The organism is Pseudomonas sp. FR229a (assembly GCF_030209115.1).
In the GTDB taxonomy this organism is placed as follows: domain Bacteria; phylum Pseudomonadota; class Gammaproteobacteria; order Pseudomonadales; family Pseudomonadaceae; genus Aquipseudomonas; species Aquipseudomonas moraviensis_A.
Genome location: NZ_JARVSP010000015.1, coordinates 93,079 through 105,521, shown reverse-complemented (window position 1 = coordinate 105,521; position 12,443 = coordinate 93,079). Strand labels below are relative to the sequence as shown.

10 protein-coding genes are annotated in these 12,443 nt (G+C 62.0%); 4 read left to right on the top strand and 6 right to left on the bottom strand.

The features are described 5' to 3' along the window. The first annotated feature begins 271 nt into the window (after positions 1-271). Entirely contained in the window at positions 272-2,233 is a 1,962-nt protein-coding gene (gene betT, locus QRN33_RS13545; RefSeq protein ID WP_160768576.1) for a choline transporter BetT, read from the top strand. A gap of 24 nt (positions 2,234-2,257) precedes the next feature. Here betT and QRN33_RS13540 read toward each other — a convergent pair whose 3' ends face one another. Together QRN33_RS13540 and QRN33_RS13535 are read right to left on the bottom strand one after the other, a co-directional pair. Continuing rightward, positions 2,258-2,518, bottom strand: coding sequence for a hypothetical protein (locus tag QRN33_RS13540; RefSeq protein WP_285409004.1), 261 nt, complete (start codon positions 2,516-2,518; stop codon positions 2,258-2,260). 189 nt (positions 2,519-2,707) lie between these two features. After that, the gene (locus QRN33_RS13535; protein ID WP_116658281.1) at positions 2,708-3,745 is read right to left on the bottom strand and encodes a LacI family DNA-binding transcriptional regulator; all 1,038 of its coding nucleotides are present in this window, start codon (positions 3,743-3,745) and stop codon (positions 2,708-2,710) included. Between the two features lie 201 nt (positions 3,746-3,946). Here QRN33_RS13535 and QRN33_RS13530 point away from each other — a divergent pair, with 201 nt between their 5' ends. From QRN33_RS13530 to mgrA, 3 genes are all read left to right on the top strand, one after another. After that, positions 3,947-6,172 carry a TonB-dependent receptor gene (locus QRN33_RS13530; RefSeq protein ID WP_285409001.1) on the top strand — a complete coding sequence of 742 codons (2,226 nt, stop codon included), beginning with the start codon at positions 3,947-3,949 and terminating at the stop codon, positions 6,170-6,172. Position 6,173: 1 nt separating this feature from the next. Next, positions 6,174-7,493, top strand: coding sequence for an LLM class flavin-dependent oxidoreductase (locus QRN33_RS13525; protein ID WP_042608573.1), 1,320 nt, complete (start codon positions 6,174-6,176; stop codon positions 7,491-7,493). A gap of 72 nt (positions 7,494-7,565) precedes the next feature. Further along, complete coding sequence (gene mgrA, locus QRN33_RS13520) at positions 7,566-8,603, top strand: L-glyceraldehyde 3-phosphate reductase (protein ID WP_285408998.1); 1,038 nt, start codon at positions 7,566-7,568, stop codon at positions 8,601-8,603. Between the two features lie 198 nt (positions 8,604-8,801). Here the strand turns inward: mgrA and tauD are convergent, their stop codons facing one another. From tauD to tauA, 4 genes are all read right to left on the bottom strand, one after another. Next, on the bottom strand, positions 8,802-9,644 hold the full coding sequence (gene tauD / locus QRN33_RS13515) for a taurine dioxygenase (RefSeq protein ID WP_281922409.1): 843 nt from the start codon (positions 9,642-9,644) through the stop codon (positions 8,802-8,804). Between the two features lie 141 nt (positions 9,645-9,785). Next, the gene (gene tauC, locus QRN33_RS13510) at positions 9,786-10,619 is read right to left on the bottom strand and encodes a taurine ABC transporter permease TauC (protein ID WP_064361595.1); all 834 of its coding nucleotides are present in this window, start codon (positions 10,617-10,619) and stop codon (positions 9,786-9,788) included. Further along, positions 10,616-11,410 carry a taurine ABC transporter ATP-binding subunit gene (gene tauB / locus QRN33_RS13505; RefSeq protein WP_083353974.1) on the bottom strand — a complete coding sequence of 265 codons (795 nt, stop codon included), beginning with the start codon at positions 11,408-11,410 and terminating at the stop codon, positions 10,616-10,618. Before tauB ends, tauC begins: the two co-directional genes overlap by 4 nt. A gap of 16 nt (positions 11,411-11,426) precedes the next feature. Then, positions 11,427-12,404, bottom strand: a complete 978-nt coding sequence (gene tauA, locus QRN33_RS13500) for a taurine ABC transporter substrate-binding protein (RefSeq protein ID WP_064361594.1) — start codon at positions 12,402-12,404, stop codon at positions 11,427-11,429. Positions 12,405-12,443: the final 39 nt, after the last annotated feature.

Here is a 12,443-nt window from a genome sequence, read left to right as displayed (position 1 = left end):
TCTTGCTTGGCGCAGTGAACGAATCTCACAAAACCCGCGTCATACACCTCCTCGGGCGCTGTAGGAAACCTACCGCCCAGCCCGGCGATTAGTCCTTACCACCCCATTCATGTTTAACTTGAACGTTCATTCAAGTTAAACCGGTGGTTCGCTGCCCGCTCACAACAGGAGGCTTGCCTTTGCTGAGTCCGATCATTTCAGCCACGTTTCAACCCATCGAGGTGCACGTTTCATGAGTGCATCGTCTACCCCCGCCAGCGGGCTGGTGCGCATGAATCCGCCGGTGTTCTACTTCGCCGCGACGGTGATTCTGCTGTTTGGCCTTGTCGTCATCGCCATACCTGAACAGGCCGGCGCCTGGTTGCTGGAAGCGCAAAACTGGGCGGCCAACACGGTCGGCTGGTACTACATGCTCGCGATGACTCTGTATCTGGTCTTCGTGGTGGTCACCGCCTTATCCGGCTACGGCAAGATAAAACTCGGTGCCGACCACGACGAGCCCGAATTCAGTTACTTGTCCTGGGCCGGCATGCTGTTCGCCGCCGGGATCAGCATCACCCTGTTCTTCTTCTGCGTCTCCGAACCGCTGACGCACATGCTGCAGCCGCCGCAAGGCGAGGCCGGTACCGCCGATGCGGCGCGCCAGGCGATGCAGATTCTGTTCCTGCACTGGGGCCTGCATGGCTGGGGCGTGTTCGCCTTTGTCGGCATGGCGCTGGCCTATTTCGCGTATCGCCACAACCTGCCGCTCGCCCTGCGTTCGGCGCTCTACCCGCTGATCGGCAAACGCATCAACGGCCCGATCGGCTACGCGGTGGATGGCTTCGGCATCATCGCCACGGTGTTCGGCCTCGGTGCGGACATGGGCTTCGGTGTGCTGCATCTAAATTCCGGTCTGGACTACCTGTTCGGCATCGCCCACACCCAGTGGATTCAGGTCGGGCTGATCACGTTGATGATGGGCGCGGCGATCATCGTTGCGGTCTCCGGCGTCGACAAAGGCGTGCGGGTGATGTCCGACATCAACATGCTGCTGGCCTGCGGGCTGCTGCTGTTCGTGTTGTTTGCCGGGCCGACGCAGCACTTGCTCAATACCTTGATCCAGAACGTCGGCGACTACCTCGGCGCCTTGCCGATGAAGAGTTTCGACCTCTACGCCTACGACAAACCGAGCGACTGGCTGGGTGGCTGGACAGTGTTCTACTGGGCCTGGTGGATTGCATGGTCGCCGTTCGTGGGCCTGTTCATCGCGCGGATTTCCCGTGGCCGGACCATCCGTGAATTCGTCTTCGGCGTACTGCTGATCCCGCTCGGTTTCACCCTGGCGTGGATGTCGATCTTCGGCAACAGCGCCTTGGACCAAGTGCTTAATCACGGCATGAGCGCGCTGGGCATGTCCGCCATCGACAATCCGTCGATGAGCATTTATCTGCTGCTGGAAACCTACCCGTGGAGCAAAACCGTTATCGCCGTGACGGTGTTCATCAGCTTCGTGTTCTTCGTCACCTCGGCGGACTCCGGCACCGTGGTGCTCTCGACGCTGTCGGCCAAGGGCGGCAACCCGGATGAAGACGGGCCGAAATGGCTGCGGGTGTTCTGGGGCGCGATGACCGCGCTGATCACCAGTGCGCTGCTGTTCTCCGGCAGCATCGATGCGCTGAAGTCAGCGGTGGTGCTGACCTCGTTGCCGTTCTCGCTGATCCTGCTGCTGATGATGTGGGGTCTGCACAAGGCGTTCTATCTGGAATCGCAGAAGCAGATCGCGCAGCTGCATTCGCTGGCGCCGGTCTCCGGTTCGCGGCGCGGCACCGGCGGCTGGCGACAGCGCCTGAGTCAGGCCGTGCACTTCCCGTCCCGCGACGAGGTGTACCGCTTCATGGAAAGCACGGTACGTCCGGCGATCGAGGAAGTGACCGCCGTATTTGTCGAAAAAGGCCTGCACGTTGTCACTCAGCCGGATCCGGCGCATGACAACGTCAGCCTGGAGATCGGCCATGGCGAACAGCATCCGTTCATCTATCAGGTGCAGATGCGCGGCTACTTCACGCCGTCCTTTGCGCGCGGCGGCATGGGTTCCAAGCAACTCAACAATCGCCGCTACTACCGCGCCGAAGTGCACCTGAGCGAAGGCAGTCAGGACTACGATCTGGTCGGCTACACCAAAGAGCAGATCATCAACGACATCCTCGACCAGTACGAACGGCACATGCAGTTCCTCCACCTGGTGCGTTGAATGGCCCCTGAGCGCCGGGACGTTTCACGCCTCGGCCCTCAGCACCATGAACAACACCATCGCCGCCACCGGCACGCCGAACACCGCACCGCCAATCGCAATCTCCGTCCCCAACGGCTGCCCCGCATGCACCACGCCGACCGCCCCGTTGATCAGCGTCAACGCCAGCCACAGCGCTGCGAAAGCGTAGGCCAGCGTGTGGCGGCTGAAGCCGATGTGCTCGCCGATGTAAAGCATCAGCGCGAGCAGGACCAGGCCGAAGAAGATGATGATAGCGGTGTGCATGGCAGGTTTGGCCTGGTGGATGGGTGTTGCCTGATCGGCCGCCTTCGCGAGCAGGCTCACTCCTACAGTGGGTCGCGGCTGCCCACAAATCCTGTGGCCAACCCCATTCCCTGTAGGAGTGAGCCTGCTCGCGATAGGGCCACCAGGTTCTCCTCTAGAGCATAGCCAATCCAGCCCCCGCCATATTCATCAGATGCTTTCGCGCTCGATCACTTGGCACTGCAGCAGATTCAGCCGCTGCACTTCGTCGCTCGGCAACACGCCAAGGCTTTCCAGCACGCGTGTCGCGGCGAGTACACCGATCTCCAATGCCGGTGGTTTGATCGTGCTCAGGCTGGGCAACAGCATCTCGGCGAACGGGTAATCACCGAAGCCGAGAACGGCGCAGTCTTCGGGAATTTTCAAACCGGCGCGTTGCCCGGCGAGCAGGCCGCCGGCGGCGAGGTTGTCGTTGGCGAAGATGATCGCGTCGGGGCGTGGTGAGGCGTTCATCAAGGCTTCCATCGCTTGCTTGCCGGCGTCGAACGGTGCGCGGTCGGCGTCCGGGGCGAAGAACCATGGCTCCCTCCCTGCGCCTCGCAGAGTGGCGGCATAACCATCGCGGCGCTCCAATGCACTGAAGTCCCCCGGCGCGCTGTTTTGCACGAAGGCGATGCGTTGGTAGCCTTTTTCCAGCAGATGCCTTGCCGCCGTCACGCCCACTTCGAAATGCGAAAAGCCGATCTGCATCGGCCCGCGTTCCGGCTGGTAATCCCAGGTTTCGATGACCGGGATATCCGCCTCGGCCAGCATCTTCTCGGTGCCTGCGCTGTGGAAGTGGCTGGTCAGCACCAGCGCTGCCGGCGACCAGCCGAGAAACGCGCGCACGGCATTTTCTTCCTGCTCGATATCGAAATAACTCGACGCCAGCAACAGCTGATAACCGTGTCGACTGAGGGTGTCGCTGAAGCCTTGGATCGTGTTGGCAAAGATCGGCCCGGAGATGTTCGGAATGACCATGCCGACAATTTTCCCGCGCGCCGAGGCCAAGCCACCCGCCACCAGATTCGGCACGTAGCCCAACTCGGCGACCACTGCCGCAATGCGCTCGCGACGCTCAGGCGAAACCTGTTCGGGCTGATTGAAATACCGCGAGACGGTAATCGCCGACACCCCGGCCGCACGCGCCACGGCATTCAGCGTAACTCGGCCGGCGCCTCGGCGTTTGCGCGTTTTCTCGTCGCTCAAGGCTCGATCCTTCTAAAAACCAAATCGCATATAAAAGGAATTTTTCAGTATTGGACGCTCTATGCCGAGGTGCCAATACTGGCGATGTTAGCGCTAACAAAGCGCGTTGTCTGCTACTCGCTCGAGCGAATGCCCAAGACAGATTCAGGCGCTGTCGTCGCAGAACGGCAGCGGTTCAGGGCCATTTCCGAGCGGATACCTATGCGCAATTTTCCTGGGGCAACACACACACTGACGCAGTCGATTCGCGCGGCGGGCTGGATTTTCACCGGGCTGGCGGCGCTGCCGCTGCCCACCGCGTTGGCCGCTGACAGCAGCGATCAGGAACCGACGCTGAAATCCGTCACGGTGACCGCGACTCGCCGGGAAGAGTCGCTGCAGAAAGTACCGGTGGCAGTTTCGGTGCTCGACGGCGAACAGCTCGAACGCGACAACCGCAACGGCGTGGCGAGCATCGTTCAGCAAGTGCCTTCGTTGAACTTCCGCACCGGCGCCTCGAACAAGGACACCTCGTTATTCGTGCGCGGCGTCGGCACCATTTCCACCTCGCCCGGGGTCGAGCCGACCGTGGCGACGGTGATCGATGGCGTGGTGTATGCGCGGCCCGGTCAGGCCACGCTGGATCTGCTCGATCTTGAGCGCGTCGAAGTGCTGCGCGGCCCGCAAGGCACGCTGTTCGGCAAGAATGCCTCGGCCGGTGTACTCAACATCACCAGCAAAGCACCGACCGCCGAGACCCACGGCTACATCGATCAGTCGTACTACAGCGGCAACGAAAGTCGCACCCGTTACGGCCTCGGCGGCAGCCTCATTCCGGATACGCTGAAGGGCTCGATCAGCACCTTGTTCGGCACATACGACGGCAACGTCGACAATCAGCACAACGGCCATGAAGTGAACGGCTACAACCATCGCGGCGTGCGCGGCAAACTCGAATTCACCCCGAACGACGACGTCACTTTCACCCTGATCGCTGACTACATGCAGTCCCACGACGACGCGCCCAATGGCGTCGTCAGTCAAGCGCTGACGCCGGCCTTCGCCAACGCGCTGAGCCCGGTGAATGCCACCAGCCACAACCGCGATATCAACACCGATACCCGCTCTCACATCGAGGACATCAACAAAGGCCTGTCCGGCCAGCTCGACTGGCAACTGGGTGATTACACGCTGACGTCGATCACGGCGTGGCGTGGCTGGGACAACACCCAGTATCAGGATGGCGATCGCCTCGGCACCGTCACCGCCGCGTTTCCCGGCACCGCAGACAAGGGCGATCTGGCCTTCGACCAATACTCGCAAGAGTTGCGTCTGGCCTCACCGAAAGGCGAGTTTCTCGAGTACGTCGGCGGCCTGTTCTACATGCACGGCAAGGACGACGAGACCTACCGGCGCACCCTGACCACCCCCACTCGCACCGACCGTGGCGTCGCCGATTACAGCACCACCAGCGACAGCTACGCGGTGTTTGGCGAGAGCACGCTGAACTTCACTTCGGACTTTCGTGGCATCGCAGGCCTGCGCTATACCCACGATGATCTCGAATACGATCACCGACGCGTTTCAACCTCGGCCACCACGGTCAGCGGCATTCAACCCGCGACAAGCAGTTCAGGCTCGGTGGACGAAGACGGCTGGTCCGGTCGCCTCGGCTTGCAGTACGACCTGAGCGATACCGTCACCACTTACCTGACCTATTCGCGCGGTTACAAAGGCCCGGCCTACAACGTGTTCTTCAACATGCAACCGCGCGATACCGAAGCACTGAAACCGGAGACTTCAAACACCTGGGAGGCGGGGATCAAGGCCACCTCCTGGAACAATCGCCTGACCACCAACCTGGCGATCTTCCACAGCGAGTACGACAACTATCAGGCGAACTTTTTCGACACCGTCGCCGGGCAGGTGGTGACGCGTCTGATCAACGCCGGCAGCGTCACCAGCGAAGGCGTCGAACTCGATTACGCCCTGCAAGCCAGCCAGCAACTGAAGTTCTCCGGCGCCCTGGCCTACACCCGCGCACGCATCGACGAATTCGCCTGCCCGGCCGGCGCGGCGGCGTCGTGCAACGTCAACGGCAAACCACTGCCGTTCAGCCCGGACTGGAAAAGCTACGTGCGCGCCGACTACACAATCCCCCTGGACAATGGCCTCGATATTGAATTGGGCACCGATTACAGCTGGCAGAGCGAAGTGCAGTACGACATCAGCCAGAACCCCGAGACCAAACAGGGCGCCTATGGGCTGTGGAACGCCAGTCTCGCCCTGGCCGATTACAGCAATGGCTGGCGCGTCGCCCTGCTCGGCAAGAACCTCGCTGACAAGTCCTATTCGCCGTTGCTGGCCAGTGGCGGCAGCTACATCTATCGCGCCGTGCCGCGGGATGACGAACGCTACTTTGGCGTGCAACTGCGCAAGGATTTCTGAGATGAGCCGACAGATGAAACTCGGTGCGTTTCTCATGGCCACCGGGCACCACGTGGCAGCGTGGCGGCACCCGGATGTGCCGGCGGATGCGGGGCTGGATTTCGCCCATTACAAACGTCTGGCGCAAACCGCCGAAGCGGCGAAGTTCGATGCACTGTTCGTCGCCGACAGCGTCGCCGCACCGACCCAGGACATCGCCAGCCGCATGGCGCGCTCCGATCACTTCGAGCCGCTGACGTTGCTCTCGGCACTGAGCGCGGTGACCGAGCACATCGGCCTGATTGCCACGGCCACCACCAGTTACAACGAGCCGTACCACGTGGCGCGCAAGTTCGCCTCGCTCGATCATTTGTCGGGCGGACGTGCCGGATGGAATCTGGTGACTTCGGACAACGCCGCCGAGGCGCTGAATTTCGGCCGCGACGCACACATCGGCCATGCCGAACGCTACAGCCGCGCCCGCGAATTTCATCAAGTGGTTACCGGGCTCTGGGACAGTTGGGAGGACGATGCCTTCCACCGCGACAAGGCCAGCGGCGCCTATTACGACCCGCAGAAGCTGCACGTGCTCGATCATGTGGGTGAACATTTCCGGGTCAAAGGCCCGCTGAATGTCGCGCGCTCGCCACAGGGGCAGCCGGTAATTGTCCAGGCCGGATCTTCCGAAGCCGGGCGTGAGCTGGCCGCGCAAACCGCTGAAGTGGTGTTCACCGCACAGACTTCGCTGGCCGCCGCTCAGGCGTTTTACGCCGATATCAAGGGACGCTTGCCCAGGTTCGGACGCAGTGCTGATTCGCTGAAAATCATGCCTGGGGTTTTTGTGGTGGTCGGTGCCAGTGAGGCCGAAGCGCAGGAGAAATGTGAAACGTTTCAGCAATTGGTCGAACCCGAGGTGGGCGTCGCGCTGCTTGGGCGTATGCTGGGCAACTTCGATTTATCGAAGTACCCGCTGGACGGGCCATTGCCAGAGTTGCCGCTGACTGACAGCGGTCAGCAGAGTCGACAGAAACTGCTGACCGAACTGGCGGGTCGGGAGAACCTGACCCTTGCCGGACTCGGTCGCAGGATCGCCGGCGGGCGCGGGCATTACAGCCTGGTCGGTACGCCGGCACAGATTGCCGATCGCCTGCAGGAGTGGTTCGAGCAAGGCGCGGCGGACGGCTTCAACGTGCTGGTACCGCACCTGCCGGGCGGGCTGGAAGATTTCGCCAAAGGCGTGGTGCCGGAACTGCAAAGGCGTGGCTTGTTCAGAACTGAATATGAAGGCCGCACGTTGCGGCAGAATCTGGGCCTGACTCGACCCGGCAATAGATTTGCGTAACAGCCTTCGGGAGCAGGCTCGCTCCCACACGAGCAATCGACACCCATTTCAAGACAGACAAGAGAGGATTCGATGACCTACACCGCTGCCGAAAACCGCTACGACTCCATCCCCTACCGCCGCGTCGGCCGCAGCGGTCTGGTGCTGCCGGCACTGTCGCTGGGCCTGTGGCACAACTTTGGCGACAGCACACCGATCGACACCCAGCGCGCCTTGCTGCGCACTGCGTTCGATCTGGGCATCAACCATTTCGATCTGGCCAACAACTACGGCCCGCCGTACGGCAGCGCCGAGGTCAATTTCGGGCGCCTGCTGCGCGAAGACTTCAAGCATTACCGTGACGAACTGATCATCTCCAGCAAGGCTGGCTGGGACATGTGGCCCGGCCCTTACGGCCAGGGCGGCGGTTCCCGCAAATACGTGCTGGCGAGCCTCGACCAAAGTCTGCAACGCCTCGGTCTGGACTATGTGGATATCTTCTACTCGCACCGCTTCGACCCGGATACCCCGCTGGAAGAAACCGCGAGCGCCCTCGCCACCGCCGTGCAGCAGGGCAAGGCGCTGTACATCGGTATCTCGTCCTATTCGGGAGTGAAAACCCGCGAAATGGCCGCGTTGCTGAAAGAGTGGAAAGTGCCGCTGCTGATTCATCAACCGGCGTACAACCTGCTCAATCGCTGGGTGGAAAAGGATCTGCTCGATACCACCGATGAGCTCGGCACCGGCGTGATCGCGTTCACGCCGCTGGCGCAGGGCTTGCTCACCGACAAATACCTCAACGGCGTGCCGGCCGATGCACGGGTCAATCGTCCGGGCGGCGGTTCGTTGCAGGCGTCGCATTTGTCCGAGGCCAACATTGCCCATGTGCGCGCATTGAACGAGATCGCCCAGCGTCGCGGCCAGAGCCTGGCGCAACTGGCGCTGGCGTGGACGCTGCGCGATCCACGGGTCACCTCGGCGCTGATCGGCGCGAGCCGGCCGGAGCAGATTATCGAGAACGTCGGTGCGCTGAAGAATCTGAATTTCAGCGCTGAAGAGCTGGCGGAGATCGATCGGTTTGCCCAGGAGGGCGGGATCAATCTTTGGGAGAAGCCTTCGACGGCAGAATAAGCGACCCTCACCCCAGCCCTCTCCCGGAGGGAGAGGGAGCCGACCAAGTTGTCTTGCGCCATACATCGACCTGAAATACCGAGTCGATTATGGATTCAGCAAAGCAATATCAGGTCGGCGTACCTCTAAAGCATCCCCCAATCAGTCCCCTCTCCCTCCGGGAGAGGGTTAGGGTGAGGGGCTTTTGCTGTTCAGGGCTCAGCGAAAGAACGGCACATCCCCCAACACCGTCGCCCGCTGCATCACCCGCCGCGCCGGGCGGTAGTCGTCTACTGCGTAATGCTGGGTCACGCGGTTGTCCCAGAAGGCGATGTCGTCTTGCTGCCAGCGCCAGCGAATGGTGAATTCCGGCCGGGTGGCGTGGGCAAACAGAAACTTCAGGATCGCCTCGCTCTCGGTTTCCGAGAGCTCGTTGATCTTCGAGGTAAACCCCTCACTGACGAACAGCGAGCGCCGTCCGCTCACCGGGTGCGTGCGAATCACCGGGTGCGACAGCGGTGGATTCTTGCGCCGCGCCTCTTCCCACTGCGCCAGCGCCTCCGGGGTATTGCCGTAGCGCTCCAGTGGAAACGACCGGGTGAAATCATGGGTCGCCGTCAGCCCTTCGAGCAGGGTTTTCATCGGTGCCGACAACGCTTCATACGCGGCGATACCGCTCGCCCACAAGGTGTCGCCACCAAACTCCGGCAGCAACTTGGCGCTGAGCACGGCGCCCATCGCCGGCGTCGGCAGGAAGGTCACGTCGGTGTGCCAGATCGCGTTGTCGCGCACGTCGGTGACGGCGGTATCGAGGATCAGTACTTCCGGTTGCTCCGGCACGTTCGGGTAGATCGGATGAATGTGCAGGTCGCCGAAATAATGCGCGAAACGTGCTTGCTGCGCCGGCTCGATCGGCTGGTTACGGAAGAACAGCACCTGATATTTGAGCAACGCCTGTTCGATGGCGTCGCGGTGTTCCAGGCTCAGCGGCTGGCTGATGTCGACGCCGCTGATCTGCGCGCCGAGGGCCGAGCTTAATGGGGTGATGTTGAGGCTGCTCATGGTCTTTCTCGTCAATTGCGGTCATCACCCTATGTAGGAGCTGCCGAAGGCTGCGATCTTTTGATCTTGATCTTTTTAAAAACAAGATCAAAAGATCGCAGCCTTCGGCAGCTCCTACACAGGGGATTGATTTGAAAATTGTCAGTGCGCCTGGCCGTGCCACGGCACCAGTTTGCGCTGCAAGGCGCGCAGGCCCATCTCCATGGCGAAGGCGATCAGGGCGATGACCAGAATCCCCAGCACCACCACATCGGTGACCAGAAATTGCGCGGCCGATTGCACCATGAAACCCAGGCCACTGGTGGCCGCGATCAACTCAGCGGCGACCAGGGTCGACCAGCCAACCCCCAGGCCAATGCGCACGCCAGTGAGAATGTCCGGCAAGGCGCTGGGCAGAATCACATGGCGAATCAGCTGCGCGCGCGTCGCGCCCAACGACTGCGCCGCGCGCAGTTTTGCCGGGTCGACCGTGCGCACACCGGTCGCTGTGGCAATGGCAATCGGCGCGAAAATCGCCAGGTAGATCAGCAGCACTTTCGACAACTCGCCGATGCCGCACCAGATCACGATCAGCGGCAGATAGGCCAGCGGCGGGATAGGGCGATAGAACTCGATCAGCGGATCGAGCACGCCACGGGCGATGCGGTTGGCGCCGATGGCAATGCCCACCGGCACGGCGGTCAGGATGGCAAAGCCCAAGCCCAGACCAATGCGGCTCAGGCTGGCGCCCAAGTGCTGCCACAACGTCGAATCCATGTATCCGGAAGTCGCCAGCAGCCAGCCCTTTTGCAACACGGCAGAAGGTGGCGGCAGGAACAGCGGTTCGATCAGGCCGCTAGCGGTCACCGCCCACCAGATCGCCAACAGGCCGAACAGGGTCAGCAGGCTGATCCAGCGCGTGCTGAGGCTACGGCGTACCGGAATGCTCACCGAAGGGGTTTTCACCGCCGCAGCGGAAACGTCGTAACTGCTCATGCGCGCTCCTGCCGGGGTACGGCGTTGCGTTGCGAGAAGACTTTGCTCAACACGTGTTCGCGGGTTTCGATAAATCGCGGATCGGATTTGATCGCGCGGGCCGACTCGCCAGCGGCGTAACGCTGACCGAAATCCAGCTGCAGACGCTCAACGATCTGCCCTGGATTCGGTGCCAGCAGAATCAGGTCCGTGGCGAGGAACACCGCTTCTTCAATGTCGTGGGTAATCAGGAAAACCGGTTTGGCGGTGCGCTGCCAGACTTGCAGCAACAGCTCCTGCATCTGCTCGCGGGTAAATGCATCAAGCGCGCCGAAGGGTTCGTCCATCAGCAGCACGCGTGGATCGGCGGCGAGGGCGCGGGCGAGGCCGACGCGTTGTTTCTGGCCCCCGGACAATTGCCAGATGCGCCGGTCTTCGAAACCGGCGAGATCGACCAGTGCGAGCATTTCCCGAGCGCGCTGCTCGCGTTTGTCTCTGCCGACACCGGCCAGTTCGAGGCCGAAGGCAACGTTGGCGAGCACGTCCTGCCAGGGCAGCAAGGCGTCGTCCTGGAACACCACGCCGCGCTCGGCGCTCGGGCCTTTGACCGGCACGCCGTCAAGGGTGATGCGCCCGGCACTTGGTTCGACGAAACCGGCAATCAGGTTCAACAGTGAAGTCTTGCCACTGCCGGACGGGCCAAGGGCGACCAGCAATTGCTGCGGCCCCAGGGTCAGAGAAATATCCGCCAGCACCGGCTCCGGGCTGCCCGGGTACTGTGCGCTGATGCGCTCCAGCTGTAGCAAGGCCATCGCTGTGATCTCCGGTTCAGTTGGTGATGTATTTGGCGCTGACGTACGGCGCGTAATCCGGCAGCACGGCTTCGACCTTGCCCTGCTCCTTGAGGAACGCGGCGGTGTCGGTGATGGCTTTGGTGGTCGGCGCGCCGAGGTCACTGACCTGATCCGCCGCCAGCGGGTAGACGTTGCCCTGCAGCAGCAACGGAATGTCGCTGGCCTTGGCGCCGGACAGTTTCACCAATTTGTCGACGTTGGACTGATTCGCCAGCCACGCTTTCGGATCCTTGCGGTAGTCGGCGTAGGCGTCGAGGGTGACCTTGGCAAACGCGGTGACGATGTCCGGATGCTTCTCGGCGAAGTCCTTGCGCACGATCCACGCATCGAATGTCGGCGCGCCGAACTTGGCCAGCTCGCCGGAGGTGATCAGCACTTTGCCGTTTTCCTTGGCCACGCCCAGTGCCGGGTCCCAAACGTAAGTGGCGTCGATGTCGCCGCGTTTCCACGCGGCGATAATCGCCGGCGGCGCGAGGTTGAGCACGGTGACTTTCGACGGATCGATGTTCCAGTGCTTGAGCGCGGCGAGCAGGCTGTAATGCCCGGTGGACACGAACGGCACGGCGATTTTCTTGCCGATCAGATCCTGCGGCGTTTTGATGCCGGAGCCGTCGCGCGCGACCAGCGCTTCAGCGGCGCCGATCTGCGTGGCAATCAGGAAGGTTTCCACCGGCACTTTGCGGGTGATCGCGGCGGTCAACGGGCTCGAACCGAGGTAGCCGATCTGCACATCCCCGGACGCGATGGCGGCGATGATGTCGGCGCCGTTATCGAACTTGCGCCAACTGATGTCGGCCTTGGTGGCTTTCTCGTAGGCCCCGTCGGCCTGAGCGACCTTCGCCGGATCGACGGTGGTCTGGTAGGCAACGGTGAGATCGGCCGCCTGGGCCAGGAAGCTTGCAGCAGCCAGAGAGGCCACGGCGAGCAGGCGAAGCGGGAAATTCAGTTTCAATTGGGAGCTCCAGATCAGGCGACCGAATGTCGGCGTGAA